The 17,218-nt window shown below is 68.7% G+C and carries 23 protein-coding genes, 1 tRNA gene and 1 other RNA gene; 13 read left to right on the top strand and 12 right to left on the bottom strand.

The features are described 5' to 3' along the window. Window positions 1–66 precede the first annotated feature (66 nt). The 3 genes from HGB39_RS23560 (at window position 67) to HGB39_RS23550 (ending at window position 1,100) form a co-directional block, all read left to right on the top strand. Window positions 67–492, top strand: coding sequence for a DUF3052 domain-containing protein (locus HGB39_RS23560; protein ID WP_005247829.1), 426 nt, complete (start codon window positions 67–69; stop codon window positions 490–492). Between the two features lie 39 nt (window positions 493–531). Beyond that, window positions 532–996, top strand: a complete 465-nt coding sequence (locus tag HGB39_RS23555; protein ID WP_005247827.1) for a peroxiredoxin — start codon at window positions 532–534, stop codon at window positions 994–996. Window positions 997–1,028: 32 nt separating this feature from the next. Further along, window positions 1,029–1,100: transfer RNA gene (locus HGB39_RS23550), tRNA-Val, on the top strand. Between the two features lie 99 nt (window positions 1,101–1,199). Here HGB39_RS23550 and HGB39_RS23545 read toward each other — a convergent pair. Together HGB39_RS23545 and HGB39_RS23540 are read right to left on the bottom strand one after the other, a co-directional pair. Then, complete coding sequence (locus HGB39_RS23545) at window positions 1,200–1,460, bottom strand: hypothetical protein (RefSeq protein WP_005247825.1); 261 nt, start codon at window positions 1,458–1,460, stop codon at window positions 1,200–1,202. Next, window positions 1,453–1,968 (bottom strand): GbsR/MarR family transcriptional regulator, encoded by a 516-nt coding sequence (locus tag HGB39_RS23540; RefSeq protein WP_005567698.1) that lies wholly within the window; start codon window positions 1,966–1,968, stop codon window positions 1,453–1,455. Before HGB39_RS23540 ends, HGB39_RS23545 begins: the two co-directional genes overlap by 8 nt. Window positions 1,969–2,103: 135 nt before the next feature. On the opposite strand from HGB39_RS23540, the gene HGB39_RS23535 reads away from it, so the two are divergent. Beyond that, window positions 2,104–2,301 carry a hypothetical protein gene (locus HGB39_RS23535; protein ID WP_005567696.1) on the top strand — a complete coding sequence of 66 codons (198 nt, stop codon included), beginning with the start codon at window positions 2,104–2,106 and terminating at the stop codon, window positions 2,299–2,301. Between the two features lie 4 nt (window positions 2,302–2,305). On the opposite strand, the gene HGB39_RS23530 is transcribed toward HGB39_RS23535, so the two are convergent. After that, window positions 2,306–2,497: a hypothetical protein gene (locus HGB39_RS23530; protein ID WP_005254278.1), complete on the bottom strand. Its 192-nt coding sequence runs from the start codon at window positions 2,495–2,497 to the stop codon at window positions 2,306–2,308. A 330-nt stretch (window positions 2,498–2,827) separates the two neighbouring features. Then, complete coding sequence (locus HGB39_RS23525; protein WP_005247817.1) at window positions 2,828–3,190, bottom strand: DUF5655 domain-containing protein; 363 nt, start codon at window positions 3,188–3,190, stop codon at window positions 2,828–2,830. A 49-nt stretch (window positions 3,191–3,239) separates the two neighbouring features. Here HGB39_RS23525 and HGB39_RS23520 point away from each other — a divergent pair, with 49 nt between their 5' ends. Next, window positions 3,240–4,223 carry a cobalamin biosynthesis protein gene (locus HGB39_RS23520; protein ID WP_005567694.1) on the top strand — a complete coding sequence of 328 codons (984 nt, stop codon included), beginning with the start codon at window positions 3,240–3,242 and terminating at the stop codon, window positions 4,221–4,223. Here HGB39_RS23520 and HGB39_RS23515 read toward each other — a convergent pair. From HGB39_RS23515 to HGB39_RS23505, 3 genes are read right to left on the bottom strand one after another with little or no spacing between them, the layout of a single operon-like run. Beyond that, entirely contained in the window at window positions 4,164–5,045 is an 882-nt protein-coding gene (locus HGB39_RS23515; protein WP_043790269.1) for an SURF1 family cytochrome oxidase biogenesis protein, read from the bottom strand. The genes HGB39_RS23520 and HGB39_RS23515 overlap by 60 nt on opposite strands. Window positions 5,046–5,088: 43 nt before the next feature. Continuing rightward, the gene (locus HGB39_RS23510; RefSeq protein WP_005254274.1) at window positions 5,089–5,562 is read right to left on the bottom strand and encodes a low molecular weight protein-tyrosine-phosphatase; all 474 of its coding nucleotides are present in this window, start codon (window positions 5,560–5,562) and stop codon (window positions 5,089–5,091) included. Further along, window positions 5,549–6,250 (bottom strand): HAD-IA family hydrolase, encoded by a 702-nt coding sequence (locus tag HGB39_RS23505; RefSeq protein WP_005567691.1) that lies wholly within the window; start codon window positions 6,248–6,250, stop codon window positions 5,549–5,551. Before HGB39_RS23505 ends, HGB39_RS23510 begins: the two co-directional genes overlap by 14 nt. Before the next feature lie 29 nt (window positions 6,251–6,279). On the opposite strand from HGB39_RS23505, the gene cobC reads away from it, so the two are divergent. From cobC to HGB39_RS23485, 4 genes are all read left to right on the top strand, one after another. Then, window positions 6,280–7,314: an Rv2231c family histidinol phosphate aminotransferase CobC gene (cobC, locus tag HGB39_RS23500; protein WP_005567688.1), complete on the top strand. Its 1,035-nt coding sequence runs from the start codon at window positions 6,280–6,282 to the stop codon at window positions 7,312–7,314. Then, a complete protein-coding gene (locus HGB39_RS23495) occupies window positions 7,311–8,450 on the top strand; it encodes a Nif3-like dinuclear metal center hexameric protein (protein ID WP_005567684.1) in 1,140 nt (379 codons plus the stop codon). Before cobC ends, HGB39_RS23495 begins: the two co-directional genes overlap by 4 nt. Before the next feature lie 98 nt (window positions 8,451–8,548). Next, window positions 8,549–9,286 carry a zinc ribbon domain-containing protein gene (locus HGB39_RS23490; RefSeq protein ID WP_005254270.1) on the top strand — a complete coding sequence of 246 codons (738 nt, stop codon included), beginning with the start codon at window positions 8,549–8,551 and terminating at the stop codon, window positions 9,284–9,286. Then, complete coding sequence (locus tag HGB39_RS23485) at window positions 9,283–10,389, top strand: bifunctional RNase H/acid phosphatase (RefSeq protein WP_064080129.1); 1,107 nt, start codon at window positions 9,283–9,285, stop codon at window positions 10,387–10,389. The genes HGB39_RS23490 and HGB39_RS23485 overlap by 4 nt, the downstream gene beginning before the upstream one ends. A gap of 7 nt (window positions 10,390–10,396) precedes the next feature. Here HGB39_RS23485 and HGB39_RS23480 read toward each other — a convergent pair whose 3' ends face one another. Both HGB39_RS23480 and HGB39_RS23475 read right to left on the bottom strand, forming a co-directional pair. Continuing rightward, window positions 10,397–11,647 (bottom strand): SLC13 family permease, encoded by a 1,251-nt coding sequence (locus HGB39_RS23480; RefSeq protein ID WP_043790267.1) that lies wholly within the window; start codon window positions 11,645–11,647, stop codon window positions 10,397–10,399. Between the two features lie 7 nt (window positions 11,648–11,654). After that, window positions 11,655–12,182 (bottom strand): DUF1697 domain-containing protein, encoded by a 528-nt coding sequence (locus HGB39_RS23475; protein WP_043790276.1) that lies wholly within the window; start codon window positions 12,180–12,182, stop codon window positions 11,655–11,657. A gap of 60 nt (window positions 12,183–12,242) precedes the next feature. Here HGB39_RS23475 and rnpB point away from each other — a divergent pair. Next, window positions 12,243–12,680: RNase P RNA component class A (rnpB, locus tag HGB39_RS23470), an RNA gene on the top strand. Between the two features lie 196 nt (window positions 12,681–12,876). After that, window positions 12,877–13,680: an alpha/beta fold hydrolase gene (locus tag HGB39_RS23465; RefSeq protein ID WP_005254266.1), complete on the top strand. Its 804-nt coding sequence runs from the start codon at window positions 12,877–12,879 to the stop codon at window positions 13,678–13,680. Between the two features lie 8 nt (window positions 13,681–13,688). Here HGB39_RS23465 and HGB39_RS23460 read toward each other — a convergent pair whose 3' ends face one another. The 3 genes from HGB39_RS23460 to HGB39_RS23450 are packed head-to-tail and all read right to left on the bottom strand — an operon-like array spanning window position 13,689 to window position 15,197. Continuing rightward, complete coding sequence (locus tag HGB39_RS23460; RefSeq protein WP_005567679.1) at window positions 13,689–14,312, bottom strand: LysE family translocator; 624 nt, start codon at window positions 14,310–14,312, stop codon at window positions 13,689–13,691. A 22-nt stretch (window positions 14,313–14,334) separates the two neighbouring features. Beyond that, entirely contained in the window at window positions 14,335–14,754 is a 420-nt protein-coding gene (locus HGB39_RS23455; RefSeq protein ID WP_005567677.1) for a MaoC/PaaZ C-terminal domain-containing protein, read from the bottom strand. Further along, a complete protein-coding gene (locus HGB39_RS23450) occupies window positions 14,751–15,197 on the bottom strand; it encodes an FAS1-like dehydratase domain-containing protein (RefSeq protein WP_005254263.1) in 447 nt (148 codons plus the stop codon). Before HGB39_RS23450 ends, HGB39_RS23455 begins: the two co-directional genes overlap by 4 nt. 402 nt (window positions 15,198–15,599) lie before the next feature. On the opposite strand from HGB39_RS23450, the gene HGB39_RS23445 reads away from it, so the two are divergent. Together HGB39_RS23445 and HGB39_RS23440 are read left to right on the top strand one after the other, a co-directional pair. Beyond that, a complete protein-coding gene (locus HGB39_RS23445; protein WP_005254262.1) occupies window positions 15,600–15,785 on the top strand; it encodes a hypothetical protein in 186 nt (61 codons plus the stop codon). A 30-nt stretch (window positions 15,786–15,815) separates the two neighbouring features. Continuing rightward, a complete protein-coding gene (locus HGB39_RS23440; RefSeq protein WP_043790274.1) occupies window positions 15,816–17,216 on the top strand; it encodes an RNB domain-containing ribonuclease in 1,401 nt (466 codons plus the stop codon). Window positions 17,217–17,218 lie beyond the last annotated feature (2 nt).

The raw sequence follows: 17,218 nt of genomic DNA, 5'->3' as shown, positions 1-17,218 counted from the left end.
CTAATTGATCTTCATCCGGCAGGTGTTCGGGTATCCGAGCACCGTCAACAAAAGGAGGACCCCACCGTGGTCGCCGCGGCGGACGCCCAAAACTACGCTCAGAAACTCGGGATCACTGCCGACATGGCGGTACAGGAACTGGGCTGGGACGAGGACACCGACGACGACCTGCGTGCCGCGGTCGAGGACACCATCGGTGGAGAACTGCTCGACGAGGATTCCGACGAGGTGATCGACGTCGTGCTGCTGTGGTGGCGCGACGAAGACGGAGACCTCGTCGACGCCCTCATGGATGCCATCGGCCCCCTGGCCGACGAGGGATTCGTGTGGGTCCTCACCCCCAAGACCGGTCAGCCCGGTCACGTCGAGCCCAGCGAGATCGCCGAGTCCGCACCTACAGCCGGTCTCACCCAGACGTCGGCGGCTAACCTCGGGGACTGGTCGGGAAGCCGTCTGGTTCAGCCGAAGTCGCGTCCCGCGAACAAGCGCTGAGCAGTCTCACTTTTCGTTCACTCACCTAAGGATCACGTCATGCCGCTCGAGGTGGGCACCACCGCCCCCGATTTCACTCTCAAGGATCAGAACAATCAGGAAGTGACGCTTTCCGATTACCGCGGAAAGAAGAACGTCCTGCTCGTGTTCTACCCCCTCGCGTTCACCGGAACGTGTCAGGGTGAACTCTGCAAGGTTCGCGACGAACTGCCGAAGTTCGAGAACGACGAGACTGCGATTCTCGCGCTGTCCGTCGGTGCGTCGCCGACACACAAGATCTGGTCCGCCGAGCAGGGATACACCTTCCCGCTGCTCGCCGACTTCTGGCCGCACGGTGCGGTCGCGCAGCAGTACGGCGTCTTCAACGAGAAGCTGGGCTTCGCGAACCGCGGCACCTTCGTCATCGACAAGGAAGGCGTCATCCGGTTCGCCGAGATGAACGGGCCCGGAGAGGCCCGTGACCAGGGAGCTTGGGAGAAGGCTCTCGCCACGCTAGAGTCCTGATGCGCATCCGGCGAGGTTCTCGCCGGATGTTCGGGCGTGTAGCTCAGTGGTAGAGCTCTGGTTTTACACACCAGCGGTCGGGGGTTCGAAACCCTCCGCGCCCACCGTCAGGCAAAGCCCCGATCTGCGTTTCCGCGCGGGTCGGGGCTTTCTCGATGCCGGTGTTCGCGCCGCTGCCGCGGTCGGCTGCCGCTCACCTCGTCTCACTCCTCGGTGAGTTCCATGAGCTGTTCGGCGGCGGTGATGTTGCCGTTGTCGGCGAGGCGGCGAAGTTCGTTCATGTCGCCGAGTTCGGTAGCGACTTCGATGAGCTGGTCGGCCGCGTCGGAGCTGCCGTTGTCGGCGAGGCGCCGGAGCTCGTCCATGTCACCCCGCTCGCCGGCGAGCTCGATCAGGATGTCCACCGCTGTGGCGTCACCGTTCTCGGCGCGCTCGCGCAGGACGGACAGGTCGGATTCAGTCATGATGTACTTCCTCTTCTCGATCGAGTTTCTTCGTGTGCCGATCCCGGAGCTCGTCGCGATGCGTGTGCCACTCGTCCAGCAGGGCGGGAAGTCGCTCGCTGAGGAAGTCGGCCAGCGCGACCATTTCCTCGAGTGGGGCGCGGCGTTCGGGTGGAGCGTCGGCCAGCAACGCCAATCCCTCCCGGAACAGCGCCGCATGCTCCCGGTGGAGGGCGGAATCGAAGTTCTGCGGTTGCTGACTCGCCGGGTCCAGGCTCACCCGGTCCACTCGCTCGCCGGCCACACGGGTTCGCCGCGCCATCCGATAGCCCTCGAGCAGCTTGACCGCCCCGGTGATGGCGCTCCGGCTCGCCAGCAACGCCTCGCCCAGTTCGTCGATCGTCTGTTGCGGCGGATCGCAGACGAACAGGTATCCCAGCAGCCGTCCCGCCATCGGCGGGAATCCGTACTGGCGCGCGTAGAAGCGGCCGACATGGTCGGCGAAGATCAGCTGTGTGTCGGACGGCACAGTATCGAAGATAGCAGTTCTGACTGAAATGACACAGATTTGTGTCATTTCAGTTCGGCTGCGGTGCTGTGACCGGTTTCGTGAAGTTAACCTGTTCATCGCCCGGACCTCCGCCTGCAGTGGCATATTCCTGACATGCCCAGGTACAAGGTGACGCTGCGGAACGGCACGTCGAGCGACAAGACCTTCGAATCAGACTTCCAGGCCGTCAACGAGACGCACCGGCCCACCGAATCCGGGGCGGGCATCGTGAAGATCGACCGCTACGAGGAGGACGGGGAAGTGACCGGCGTCTGGTCCGCGCCCGCCACGAGCCGCACGTCCCGCACGTAGCCCGTCAGGTTGCATCGCGCGAGACCGCGGAGCCGCGGCGATCGAGTTCGGCCTCGAATGCTGTGATCCGGCTCGTGACTCCGCGGACCGTTTCGCAGCCGTAGTCGTTCGCGATCGACTCCCCGAGCAGGGCTCGGTGCTCATCCAGCTGGGCGAGCAGTTCGTCGTCGCCGAGCTTCGTCAGGTCGCTGCACACCTCTCGATCGTCCCAGGCGCAGTCGGCGAAACCAATGCCTCACACGAATGTCCACCGGACGCGCAGAACCCCGCCGGGCCACGTGGGTGTGTTGAGTCAGCACCGAAGATGTGAGCAGGGCGGGGCCGTGCGCCGCCCTGAATGGGGGGAACGAGGCGGCATTTACCATGGTAGGCGCAGGAAAGGGCGCTTGGCGAGATACTCAGCAGAGTTTCAGGAATCCGACATTCCGACCGGAACGGGTGCGCGTTCGCAGCTGCCGACGGATTGGTGAGACGCACACGCTATTGCGCGGGTTTCCGGCGAATCGGTGCGCAATTGTCCACCCGGCTAGCGCGCGCGAGTGCCCGGACCCACCGTGTCGTAGGCCTCGGCGAGGAGCGCGGCCAGCGTGTCGTCGAGCTGATCGTCGGAGGTGATCGTCAAGCGGTGCGTGATCACCGTCTTCGTGGTGGGAAACGCCTCGCGCAGCTGGGGGTGATGGACGCGCCGGCGCAGGTCGAGGGCGATCTCGAGCCGCGACGAATAGATGAACGCGGCAGCGAAGACGCGGGCACGAGCCCACGCGATCTCCGTCCGGTGGACTCGCTCGTCCACCTCCCCGCACGCGAGAACGAGGTCACGGAACTGCAGTAGGCGCTCGGTGGCGTCCGGGTCCTTGCCTGCCAGGTACTCGTCGATCGCGGCACTCATGGGACGCTCCTTTACATCGCCTGCAACGTTAGTTGATACAAATATCGGCGTGCATCGAACCTCCCGTCCCGCCACCGCGCGTGCTGCCGGACTGCTTCTCGGCTTCGCCGCCGACCGTGTGTTCGCCGATCCTGCCCGGTGGCATCCCGTGGCCGGATTCGGCCGCACGGCAATGGCATTGGAGAAGGCGACGTACCGCGACTCCCGGTCGGCCGGGATCCTGCACGTGGCCGTCCTGGTCGGCGGAGCGGCGGGTCTGGGGGTCGCCGCGACGCAGGTGGCGCGGCGCGGGGGATGGGCAGGCGAGGCGGCCGGAACGGCCGCCGCGACGTGGGCCGTGCTCGGCGGAACGTCGCTCGGACGGACCGGATCGACCATGGCCGCACACCTGGAGGCGGACGATCTTGCCGCCGCCCGCTCCCTGCTGCCGTCGCTGTGCGGTCGCGACCCCAGCGTGCTCGGCGTCGACGGGCTCACGCGGGCGACGCTGGAGTCGGTGGCCGAGAACACGTCCGACTCGGCGGTCGGGGCATTCGTGTGGGGCGCGGTGGCAGGCATCCCCGGACTGTTCGTCTACCGGGCGTCCAACACCCTGGACGCGATGGTCGGGTACCGCTCGCCGAAGTACCGCAACTTCGGCTGGGCGGCGGCGCGGTGGGACGACGTCCTCAACCTGCTGCCCGCCCGCCTGACGGGTGCGCTGACCGTCGCGGCCGCACCGACGGTCGGCGGGTCGCCGAACGAGGCGTGGGAGGCGTGGCGACGCGACGCGTCCCAGCACCCCAGCCCCAACGCGGGCGTCGCGGAGGCCAGCGCGGCGGGCGCACTCGGGATCTCACTGGGCGGGCGCACCGAATACGCGCACGGCGTCGAGATGCGACCCGTCCTCGGCTCCGGGGCGTCGCCCCGGCCCGTCGACCTCGACCGTGCGGTGAAGCTGTCCGCCGCGGTGCAGGGCGGCGCGGCGCTGGTGTCAGCGGCCCTTGCCGTAGCGGTCGGCCAGCTTCGCTTCCGCCGCCGTCCGAGGAGTTGATTCCACCGGCTTGCTTCGGGTGAACGGCTTCTTCCGGGCCACCGGTGCGGGAGCCGGAGCGGAGGCCTCGGAGGTCTTCGCGGACTTCTCCTTGCGGCGTTCGCGCCACTCCGCGCGGATGAAGTAGGCCAGGCCGAGTGGGGCCATGATGCCGAACGCCAGCCACTGCAAGCCGTACGACAGGTACGGGCCCGCGTCGAGTTGCGGGAGCGGGATGGTCCCGAGGCCGCCGGGCTGATCGGGTTCGAGTTGCACGTACGCGTCGACGAGGTCGGTGCCGATGAAACCGCCGATCTGACCCGCGTCGATGTAATACACCTGGCGGAGCCCGTTCTCGTCGATCGGCTCCTTGCCGGCGATGGTGCCCTCCGACTTGCGGACGCGACCGTCGAGCGTCACCGGCCCGGCCGGTGGCGGATCCACCGGCGGCGGCTCGGTTCCCTGGACCGGTCGGACGTAGCCGCGGTTGACCAGGATCGTGCGACCGTCCGTCAGTTGCAGCGGGGTCAGGACCTCGTAGGCGGGCTGCGATTCGATGGACCGCAACCGGACCAGCAGGTCACTGTTCTGGACGTAGGACCCGGTCGCGGTGACGCGGCGCCACTCGTCGTCCGGATTCGGGGCCGCGCCGGACAGCAGGGTCTCCAGCGGAACGGGGTCGGCGTCGACCGAGTCGGCGATCAGCTGGTTCCGGTGCTCCGTCGACGTGTTCTTGCCGAGCTGCCACGGCGCGAGCACGTAGAAACACATGAATGCGAATCCGGCGACCACCAAGGCCAACACCAACCAGCCGGGTCGCAACAGAAATCTCAGCCTTCGCACGCCTCCACGGTAGCCGCTCGCAGGTGGGGACCCTGATCGTGGGTTACCGGCTGCGCACCCAGTCGAGCAACCCGGGCACCGCGGCCTCGATCTGCAGGCGGACCCGTTCGAAGTCCTCGAGGTCGCCGTAGAAGGGGTCGGGGACGGACGACGTGTCCGCGTCCGGGTCGAAGCTGCGCAGCAACCGGCGGCGTTCGTCGGGCACCCCCATGTGGGCAAGCTCACGGTCATGGTTGGCCGCCAGTGCGACCACCAGATCGGCGCCGAGATGGAACGGTCCGACCTCCGCGGCCGTGTGGCCCGTCGGGTACCCGTTCAGCTTCAGGGTCTCGTTGGTGCGGATGTCGGCCTCGCGGCCGACGTGCCAGCCGTGGGTCCCGGCGCTGCTCACCATCACCCGGTCGTCGAGGGCTTCCCGGCGGAGGTGTTCGGCGAAGATCTTCTCAGCCATGGGGGAGCGGCAGATGTTGCCGGTGCACACGAACGTCACGTGCAGCGGGGTGTCAGGCTGCGGCATCGAGCAGCTTCCCGAGGTGGGCGACGGTCTCCGCCGTCGTGTGCGCGCGCTCGGCCTCGGCCGGGAAACCGTAACCCCACTCGACGAACACCGCGGGGATACCCCAGTGCGCGGCACCGAGGACGTCGTGGTCACGGTCGCCGACCATCAGGACGTCGGGGGTGGCGCCCTCGGCGGCGGCGACTCCCAGGTTCCGGAGGGAGTGGGCGATCACGTCCGACTTGGCGCGGCGACTGCCGTCGTCGCTGGCGCCGCCGATGAACTCGAAGTAGTGGGCCAGCTCGAAGTGTTCGAGGATGCGGATCGCGAACCGTTCGGACTTCGACGTGGCGACGGCGAGCCGTCGGCCGCTGTCGCGGGCGTCGATCAGCACCTTCTCGATGCCGTCGAAGACGGCATTCTCCGCCCACCCCACGCTGTCGTAGCGCTCGAAGTAGGCCGCGATCGCCTGCTGCACGACGTCTTCGTCCAGCCCCATCGACCGGAACGTGTCGATCATCGGCGGGCCGATGACGGCGTCGATCATCTCGTCGGTCGGTTCCGGCTGCCCGATCGTCGCGAGCGCATGACGGAACCCGGCGTGAATGCCGGGCGCGGAGTCGGTGAGCGTGCCGTCGAGATCGAACAGCACGATCGGAGCCGACAGGGCCGAAGGGGCGGAGGACGGGGAGGTGGAGAGAGATGTCACCGGACCATTGTCCCTTAGGCTCGACGGTTGTGGACATTCGTGCCGGTAGCCGGGAGAGCCTGCGTCACCACGGAGACGTGGATGCGGGGCCCGGTCTCCTCGATTTCGCAGTGAACGTGCAGGGCGACGGGCCCCCGGAATGGCTGCGACTGCGCCTCGCGGACGCGTTGCCGCGCCTGGGCTCCTATCCCACCGTCGGGGCCGATCGCGTCGCCCGGACCGCCGTCGCCGCCCGGCACGGCCGCTCGCCCGAGGAGGTGCTGCTCCTCTCGGGTGGGGCCGAGGGCTTCTCCCTGCTCCCGCGGCTCGGGGTCCGGGAGGCGGCACTGATCCATCCGTCGTTCACGGAACCGGAGTGGGCCCTGCGGGAGGCGAACGTGCCCGTCACGCAGGTGCTCCTCGACGACCCGTACGTCCTGGATGCCGCCGCGGTCCCCGACTCCGCCGACCTGGTGGTGATCGGCAACCCGACCAACCCCACCTCCGTGCTGCACCCGGCGGAGGAGATCCTGCGGCTGCGCCGGCCCGGCCGGATCGTCGTGGTCGACGAGGCGTTCGCCGACGCGGTGCCGGGTGAGGTCGAGTCGCTCGCCGGTCGTTCGCTGCCCGACGTACTGGTGCTGCGCAGCCTCACCAAGACGTGGGCACTGGCCGGGCTGCGCTGCGGATACGCGCTCGGCTCCCCGGAGATCCTCGAACGCCTGCAGGTGGGGCGGGCGCACTGGCCACTGGGAAGCCTGCAGGTGGAGGCGATCGCCGCATGCAGCGAACCGGACGCCGTCGCCGCCGCCCGGGAGCACGCCGTCGTGCTGGGTGCGTGGCGGGACTACCTGATCCGGCGGCTGAACGAGATCGGCGTCGCGGTGCACCAGCCCGCCGTCGCACCGTTCCTGCTGCTCCGACTGCCGGACGGCGAACTCGTGCGGAAGCAACTGCGCGAGCGGGGCATCGCCGTGCGGCGGTGCGACACGTTCCCCGGACTCGGTCCCGACTTCCTCCGGGTCGCGGTGCGACCCCGTGAGCAGACCGATGTCCTGATCGACGCGATGAAGGAGATCCTGTGAATCCGGTGCGTCTCGCCGACGTGATCGCGACCCTGGATGCGGCGTACCCGCCCGCCCTCGCTGAATCGTGGGACTCCGTCGGACTCGTGTGCGGCGACCCCGACGACACGGTGACGACGGTGACGATCGCGGTCGATCCGACCGCCGCCGTCGTCGACGAGGCGATCGACGCCGGCGCCGACCTTCTCCTCGTCCACCACCCACTGCTGCTGCGCGGCGTCGACACCGTCGGCGCCCACACGCCGAAGGGCGCACTCGTCCACAAGCTGATCAAGACCGGATGCGCCCTGTTCACCGCGCACACCAACGCCGACTCCGCGGACCCCGGCGTCTCCGACGCCCTGGCCGCGGCACTCGGACTCACCGTCACCGGACCGATCGACCCGCACCCCACCGAGAACCTGGACAAGTGGGTCGTCCTGGTCCCGGCCGGCGACGCCGATACGGTGCGGCGCGCCCTGTTCGACGCGGGCGCCGGGCACATCGGCAACTACCGCGACTGCAGTTGGTCCGTCACCGGGCAGGGCCAGTTCCTCCCGACCGACGGTGCGAACCCCACCCTCGGCGCGGTCGGTGCGCTCGAACGTGTCGAGGAGAGCCGGGTGGAGGTGATCGCTCCGCGCGGCATCCGGCAGAACGTGCTCGCCGCGATGCGCGCCGCCCACCCGTACGAGGAGGTCGCGTTCGACGTGTTCGAGATGGCGACGTTCCCCGGACCCCGCGGACTCGGGCGGGTCGGGGAGCTGCCCGACCCGCTGTCGCTGCGGGACTTCACCGACCGGGTGGCGGACGCGCTGCCCGCCACGACGTGGGGCGTGCGGGCCGCGGGCGACCCCGAAGCGACGATCCGCACCGTCGCGGTGTGCGGCGGCTCCGGCGACTCGTACCTCGACGCCGTCTCCCGACTCGGCGTGGACGCCTACGTCACCGCCGATCTGCGACACCACCCGGCGGACGAGCACCTGCGCGCCGGGGGGCCGGCCCTGATCGACGTCGCGCACTGGGCGAGCGAGCAGCCGTGGTGTGACCAGGCCAAGGGCGTCCTCGACACCGCGTTCGGCCATACACCGGATTGGCAGGTTCGGGTGTCGGCCGTACGGACCGATCCGTGGTCGGTCAGCGCGTCGCCGTCGTAGCGCCGTCCGGCCGAAACCGGTGATCCGCCGGGGTACGGTTGACACCCAGCAATCTGCACACAAGAACCCTTCACAGAAGACAGCAGGAGTTACCACGCGTGAACGTCGAACCACAGGTGCAGTCCAAGCTTCTCGACCTCGCCGGCGTCGATGCGGAGCTGTCGAGGATCGCCCACCGACGCACCGCGCTTCCGGAGCGTCAGGAAGTCGAGCGGCTCGAGGCGGAGCGCGTCACCCGTAAGGACGCGGCGGTGGCCGTCGAAATCGTCCTCGACGATCTCGACCGCGACATCCGCAAGCTCGAAGGTGAGGTCGACGCCGTCCGTCAGCGCGAGGACCGCGACCGCACGCTGCTCCAGAGCGGAACGGTCGGATCGAAGCAGCTCACCGAACTCGAACACGAACTCGGCAGCCTCGTCCGCCGTCAGGGACTGCTCGAGGACGAATTGCTCGAGGTGATGGAACGGCGCGAGGCGTCGCAGTCCGACCACGACCACGCCGGTGCGCAGTTGTCGCAGATCGAGGAAGACCTCATCGACGCCGCCCGCCGCCGGGACGACGCCGTCGCGGATCTGGACGCCGCCGAGCAGCGCTGCATCCGCGACCGCACAGCGCTGGCCGACCAGTTCCCCGCCGACCTGATCGCCGTCTACGAGAAGCAGCGCAGCCAGAACGGTGTCGGAGCGGCGCTGCTGCAGGCCCGGCGCTGCGGAGCGTGCCGCATCGAACTCGACCGCGGCGAGATCTCCCGCATCACCGCCACCGCACCCGACGTCGTGGTGCGCTGCTCGGAATGCGGCGCGATCCTGGTGCGCACGAAGGAGTCGGGTCTGTGAGTGCCGGTCGGGTCGTCGTCGAGGCCGACGGTGGTTCGCGCGGCAATCCCGGACCCGCCGGCTACGGCGCCGTGGTGTTCGACGCCACCCACGGCACCGTTCTCGCGGAACGCAAGGAGAGCCTCGGGATCGCCACCAACAACGTCGCCGAGTACCGGGGCCTGATCGCCGGTCTCGACGCCGCCGCCGAACTCGGCGCGTCCGAGGTGGACGTGCGGATGGACTCCAAACTGGTGGTCGAGCAGATGTCCGGGCACTGGAAGGTGAAGCACCCGGACATGATTCCGCTGCAGCGCCAGGCGTCCACACTCGCCCGGCAGTTCGATTCTGTGACGTACACCTGGATTCCGCGGGCGGAGAACGCGCACGCCGACCGCCTCGCCAACGAAGCCATGGACGGCGCCGCCGGCGATTCCGACGCCGAACCGGAACCGGCTGCCGTCCAGCCGGAGAAGGCCACCCCCACGGCACCCGGCTGGATGGACACGACGGGCGCCCCGACCCGGATGCTGCTGCTCCGGCACGGGCAGACCGCGCTGTCCGTCGACCGGCGGTACTCGGGTCGCGGGAACCCGGCCCTCACCGAGATCGGGCAGGCCCAGGCGAACGGCGCGGCCGCTCGCCTTGCAGGCAACAGCGGAATCGCGGCCGTGGTGTCGTCCCCGCTGGGACGCGCGCAGCAGACCGCGACGGCGGCGGCGAAGGTGCTCGGACTCCCGGTCACCGTGCACGAGGGCCTCACCGAAACCAACTTCGGCGAGTGGGAGGGCCTCACGTTCCGGGAAGCTGCCGAGCGTGACCCCGAACTGCACCGCAAGTGGTTGTCGGACACGTCGGTGTGCCCGCCCGCGGGGGAGAGCTTCGACGAGGTGCGGGAGCGCATCCTGAAGGTCCGCGACGACCTCACCGCCTCCTACGCCGGCTCCACGATCCTCGTGGTCACCCACGTGACCCCCATCAAGACCCTGTTGCAGTTGGCGCTCGACGCGGGACCGTCCCTGCTGTACAAGCTGCATCTTGATCTGGCGTCGCTGAGCATCGCCGAGTTCTATCCCGACGGCGGCTCGTCCGTCCGCCTGGTCAACGACACCTCCCACCTGTGAGTACTTGTTAACCGCGGGCGGTTAACAAGTACTCACAGGCCCAGAGGGCAACGACCGCGGCGAGCAGGGTCAACGGCGTGGTCACCAGCGCGAGAAGCGTGAACGTCCGGAGATCTGCGGGAGATCCGGCGCGCGCGGCGACGCGCCGCCACAGCATGATCGCCAGCGACCCCACGTACGTGAGGTTGGGGCCGAGGTTCACACCGAGCAGCATCGCCAGCACGAGTCCGGTCGGAGCGTGCGGTCCGAGCGCTGCCAGCAGGAGCAGCGTGGCGGGGAGGTTGTTCACCAGGTTCGCGGCGACCGCGGCGACGACGGCCATCGTGAGCAACGCCGTGAACGACGTGTCGGTCGGCAGTCGCGTGGCGATCCATTCGCCGATCGGACCGTTCGCGACCCCGGCCACGACGACGCCGAGGATCAGGACGAACCCGCAGAACCACACGTCGATCGAATACACGATCCGGCCCACGCTGGTCCGGCCGTCGCGCAGGGCGACGACGCCCAGCACGATCGCCCCCGCCGCGGCCACCCACGCCGGTGCGACCCCGACGAAGCCGGACACCGCGAACCCCAGGAGTGTGGCCGCGATGATCGACAGTGCGACTACCGGCGCCGGCGGGTCACGTTTCGGCTCCGGCTCGGCTTCGGGCCGGACGAGGTGCCGCCGGAAGAACACTCGGAACAAGATCAATTCGACGAGGATCGCCACGGCCCACGGCAGCGCCATCACGGCGGTGAAATGCAGGAAGCTCAACCCGGTCGCCGAGAACGCGATGAGGTTCGTCAGGTTGGAGACGGGCAGCAGGGTCGACGCGGTGTTCGACAGGTGCGCGGTGGCATACGAATGGGGGCGCGGATCCATCCGCAGCGAGCGGGCGGTGGCGATCACCGCCGGTGTCAGCAGGACCACCGTGGCATCGAGGCTCAGGACCGCGGTGGTCAGCGCCGCCGCCGCGAACACGAGAGTCAGCAACCTCTTCGGATCCCCCCGCGCCCCGCGCCGCAACCGGCCCGCGATCCAGGTGAACACCCCCATGGCGTCCGCGAGGTGCGCAAGGACGAGGATCGCCGCCAGGAACCCGACGGTCGGGGCCATCTCCGACACTTCGTCCCAGGCCTCCGCCGGCGTCACCAGACCGGTGGCGAGGACGACGACCGCGGCCGGTGCGGCCGCGACGATCTCGGGCAGCCTCCGTGGACGCACGACCGCGAAGACGAGGACTCCGGCGACGAGCGCCACCGCCAGAACTGTCACCGACGGGTCACTTCAGGAGTTTGTGGAGGGTGCGCAGATTCCGGGTCGTGGTGAACGCCTTGAGCTTGGGAGCGCCGGTGCTCTTGCCGAACCTGCTCCTGAGCGTCATACCCCGTTCGACTTCCCAGTACAGGACGCCGTCGCCGGCCCGCACCCGTTCGACCTCCGGATCCAGCTCGTCCCCGATGCTCAGAAGGGTGTCCAGGACCTCGGGTTCGGGCGTCACCAGCACGTACGGGTGCCAGCCTTCTCGCTCGGGGTCGAACGGGTAGTCGTCGACGATCTGTCGAACCGTGTCGAGGTCGAGGACGAAAACCCAGGCTTCGTAGTGGAATTCGGCACGCAGCCCGGATTCGATCTCACTCTTCAGTGCGGGGACGTCGTCACGGTCGGAATCGAACAGCACGTTGCCCGACGCGAGGACGGTCTTCACGTTCTCGAATCCCAGATCGACGAAGGTGCTGCGGAGGTCGGCCATCTTGATGTTGATGCCGCCCACATTGATGCCGCGCAGGAGGGCGGCGTATCGGGTCATGATCAGACCATAGTGCGGCGGCATGACACGTTCGCGCGAACTGTAGGCTGATCGGGCGGACGAGTTGGCCGGGCGACCGCGGCACAGGGAACCAGCACATCAGTGCACAGGCCCTGAGTCGAGGAAAGTCCGGACTCCACAGAGCAGGGCGGTTGTTAACGGCAACCCGAGGTGACTCGCGGGACAGTGCCACAGAAAACAGACCGCCGACGCCACATCCTCCGGGGTGAGGCGTCGGTCAGGGTGAAACGGTGCGGTAAGAGCGCACCAGCACCCCGGGTGACCGGGGTGGCTAGGTAAACCCCGCCCGGAGCAAGGTTGAAGGCCGCACCGGATCCTCCGGGTCCCGGTGCGGCTGCGCAGGTGTCCGAGGGCTGCTCGCCCGAGCCTGCGGGTGAACCGCTCGAGGTACCCGGCGACGGTGTGCCCAGATGGATGGTCGCCACCCGGCGCTTCGGCGCTCGGGGACAGGATCCGGCTTACACGCCAACTCGTCCGCCTCACCCGTGCGCCGGTCGGCGAGGTCTCGATCCTGACTGGCGAGTAACAAACAGACCGGTTAGCATCTTTCCCGCAACGGCCCGACTGACCCGAATCGGGGTCGATGCCGGGGCCCGTCGCCCACGTCCGTGGGTGATGGGGCCCCTCTATCGGCGGCAGTAGATGTTACTCGTGATAGCGGTAACATCTGTCCATGGACTTGCCCCACGACATCGCCGGCTCCGGCCCCACCCTGATACTCGTGCACGGGGTGGTGCATCGCCGGCAGGCCTGGAACGCCCTGCTGGACCAGTTGACGCCCTATCGCCGAGTGGTCACCGTCGACCTTCCGGGACACGGAGAATCGGCGGCACTCGAAGACGGCCCGGACATGATGGATCAACTCCTCGAGGAACTGAGCGGGTTCGTCCGCTCGGTGACGCCGCCCGGCGAACGGCCCCACGTCGCCGGAAACTCGCTCGGAGGCTGGCTGTCCCTCGCGCTGGCGGCCAGGGGCGAGGTCGCCTCGGCCACGGCGCTCTCACCGGCCGGCTTCTTCGTCAACCACGCCGATCAGGCCCGCACCATCTACACGTTCCGGGCCCTGCGCGGACTCGCCCGGGCAATGGGTCCGAACGCTCCGAAGGCTTTGCGATACAAGGCTGTCCGCTATCCCTCGCTTGCCGCCTTCTTCGCACGGCCCAGCCGGGTGCCGTACGAGGATGCCGTGGTCGACGCGCACTCGCTCACCACCAACGCCCTGGTCGACAAGGGGGTGACGGCCTCGTTCGATCTTCCGCCGGTCGTCGACGCGACGGTTCCGGTCACCGTGGCGTGGGGGCGCCGCGACCTGATTCTGCCGGTGTATCAGGCACGGCGGGTGCGCCGATTCCTCCCGCAGGCGCGGATACTGGTCCTGCCCGGCATCGGGCATGTCCCGATGACCGACGACCCGAATCTGATCAGCACGATTCTGCTCGGCGGCAGCTCGGCGACTTCCGGCGATTCCCGGAACTGACCTCGGCCCTACCGCGCCTCGGCGACGACGACGGCGCCGAAACCGAAGAGGACCGTTCCGGTGATCCGATCCAGGACCCGCCGCACCGACGGCTTCTCCAGCGTGGTGCGGGCACGGGTCAGCAGAAGGCTGTACGCGCCGAGCCAGACGATCCCGAGGAGCCCGTGAACGAGCACGAGCAACGCCAGGGTCGGGGCGGTCGGCCACCCGGGCGGAACGAGCTGGGGGAGCAGGCCGGTGTAGAACACTGCGATCTTCGGGTTCAGGAGGTTGGTCAGGAACCCGGCCCGCCAACTCGACCCCGGCGACGGAACCTGTGCCGGTCCGGGCGCGGCGGTGCGTTGTCGCGACCGGCTGCGCCAGAGGGTGGAGAGGCCCAGATACGCCAGGTACATCCCGCCGACGATCTTCACGACGGTGTAGGCCTCCGCGGAGGCGGCGAGCACCGCGCCGAGCCCGACGACGGTCAGCGCGCCCCACACCATCAACCCGGCGACCACGCCGAACGTCGCTCGCAGCGCGGCGCCGCGTCCACCGGACAGGCCGGCGCGCGTCACCACCGCCATGTCCGGACCCGGAATGACGGTCAGGAGACCGAGCACCGCGAACGCGGTCATCACGACACCGATCATCGGCCCAGTATGTCGGGCGCGCTCAGCGCAGTGAAATCCAGACTTGTGACTTGCCGAGCACGGTGTGCCCGTCGAACGTCACCGTCAGGTCGATCCTCGCAGTGCCCGCGGCCTCGTCGACCTGTGCGGCCTTCGCGACGACCTCGACGACCGCGCCGTCGTCCGGGGCGACGATCACCGGCTTGGTGAAGCGGGCGCGGTATCCGGTGACCCGTGCCGGGTCGCCGAGCCAGTCGACGACGCACTGCGTCGCCAGTCCCAGCGTCAGCATTCCGTGCGCCAGCACACCGGGCAGGCCCACGGCGTTCGCGACGTCGTCCCGGTAGTGGATGGAGTTGAAATCACCGGACGCCCCGGCATAGCGAACCAGGGATTCCCGGGTCACGTGATATCGGGCCTTGGCGACGGTGTCGCCGAGCATGATTCGCTGCGGCGACGTCATTCCTCCCCCCTGACGAACAGCGTCGACGTCATGGTGCTCACGTGATCGCCTGCGGCGTCGAGGATCTCGATGTCGGCGACGAGCAGTGTATGCGGACCGCGTGACGTCACGTTCGTGACGGTGAGCACCGCGGAGAGTTCGTCGCCCGCGACGACCGGGCGGATGGACGTGGCGTGTTCGGTGCTGTGCACCAGATTGACCGGCTCGATTCCCGACGTCGGATCGGCGACGAGCTGCGCCAGTGCGCGTTCCTGCACGATGACGGGAAACGTGGGCGGGGCAACGAGATCGGCGTGACCGGCGGCGCGGGCACTGCCGACGTCGAAGGACGTCGGGTTGGTGGCGAAGACGGCGCGGGCGAATTCCCTGATCTTCTCGCGGCCGACGAGGTAGGGCTCGGTCGGCGGATAGACACGACCCTCGATCGCTGGATTCACTGCCATCAGGTCAGCCTAGAGACGTCCCGTCCCCAGGGCAGGGCGAAGCGTTCGGAGAATCGTCACGAATGTGTCGCGGACGTGCCTGCCCGCTCACGTCGAAGCCCCCGCCGGACAGGTCCGGCGGGGGCTTCGACGTATCGACTGATCGATAGCCGTCAGACGGGATCGACCATCAGCAGTTGGGCCCAGTAGGTGGCGCCTTCGGCACCGAGGTAGGGAAGTAGCTGATCAAAAATGATCGTTGACATGCTCGCTCCATTCTCTGTTCGGGCACTGCGCCGGGAGGCGAGCCATCGGCACCGCACTGACCGGCGCCGGGGACCGTATCACCGGACAGGACTCCGAGGGTAACAGTATGAGCGTGATCCACAACCCCACACGTCCCACCGGTGCCACACTGAGGGCATGACTGACGAAGATCATCTCTGGTACTACAACGTCGAGGACGGCACGGTCACGCAGGGGAAGGCGGCATCGTCGATGTCCCGGATGGGCCCGTACCCCGATCGCGCGTCCGCCGAGAAGGCGCTGCAGATCGCCGCGGAGCGGAACAAGGCGGCGGACCGGGCAGACGAGGAGTGGAACAACTAGCGTTGTCGAGAGGGTGTGCGTGAGGTGCCGATGAGTCGTTTCGTCGCGCGCGGAATCGATTTCGGCACCGTGCGCACCGAATTCCACCTGCCGGAGGGGTATCCGCCCGCGGCGGTCGCGCAGGCGCGGGCGGCGTCCGACCGGTACGCGTCCGAGCGGGAGGACCGCACCGATCTGGCGTTCGTCACCATCGATCCGCCCGATTCCCTGGATCTCGATCAGGCGCTGCATCTGGAGCGGACACAGGTCGGATTCGTCCTGCACTACGCGATCGCGGACGTCGGCGCCGTCGTGGAGCCCGGTGGGGTGCTCGACGTGGAAACCCGCAAACGCGGGCAGACGTTCTACCTCCCCGACGGCAAGGTGCCGCTGCACCCGAAGGAACTCTCCGAGGGATCCGCGAGTCTTCTCCCCGACGAGGACCGCCCGGCGGTGGTGTGGCGGATCGAACTCGACGAATCGGCCACACCCTTGTCCTGCACGGTGTCCCGTGCGACGGTGCGTTCCGTGGCACGGCTGAACTACGCCGGGGTGCAGGCCGATTCGGAGGCGGGGAGACTGCATCCGTCCATCGCGTCGCTGCCGGAGTTCGGCCGGCTCCGCACGGCGGCGGCGGTGGCGCGCGGAGCGATCGAACTCCGGCTCCCCGAGCAGGAAGTGGTGCCGGACGGCGACGGCTGGCGGGTCGACCTCGCGCCCCGCACCGAGGCCGACGACTGGAACGCCGAGGTCTCGCTCCTCACCGGAATGTGCGCCGCGGACATGATGCTCGACGCGAAGGTCGGGCTGCTCCGCACCCTGCCGCCCGCCGGACCGGACGCGGTCGAGGCGCTGCGACGCACGGCGTCGGCATTGGGGATCGACTGGCCGGAGAGCGTCGGCGTCGGTGAACTCCTGGCGCGGCTCGACCCGAATTCGGCGTCGACGCTGGTGCTGATGACCGAGGCGCCGTCGCTGCTGCGGGGCGCCGACTACGCGGCGTTCGACGGCGCCCTGCCCGAATTGACCACGCACGCCGCCATCGGCGCCCCGTACGCCCACGTGACCGCGCCGCTGCGCCGGCTCTCGGATCGGTACTCGACGGAGGTGTGCCTCGCCGTCACCGCCGGAACGCCGGTGCCGTCCTGGGCGCGGGACGCCCTGGGTTCGATGCCCGAGATCATGGTCGGCTCGGATTCCCTCGCGAGCAAGATCGACCGCGCCTGCATCGACCTCACCGAAGCGACGGTGCTCGCCGACCGGGTGGGGGAGACGTTCGACGCGACCGTGCTGCGGTCACGGAACGGCAAGCGCACCGCGGACGTGTTCGTCCCGTCCGTGTCCGTGATGGCGAAATGCGTGGGCGACCCCGCCGAGGGCGAACAGGTGAAGATCAGGCTCGTCTCCGCCGACGTCGCGAAGCGGACCGTCGAGTTCGGTTACCCCGCATAGCG

This window comes from Rhodococcus opacus, assembly GCF_012396235.1.
Taxonomy (GTDB): domain Bacteria; phylum Actinomycetota; class Actinomycetes; order Mycobacteriales; family Mycobacteriaceae; genus Rhodococcus_F; species Rhodococcus_F opacus.
This window is presented reverse-complemented; position numbering and strand designations above follow the sequence as displayed.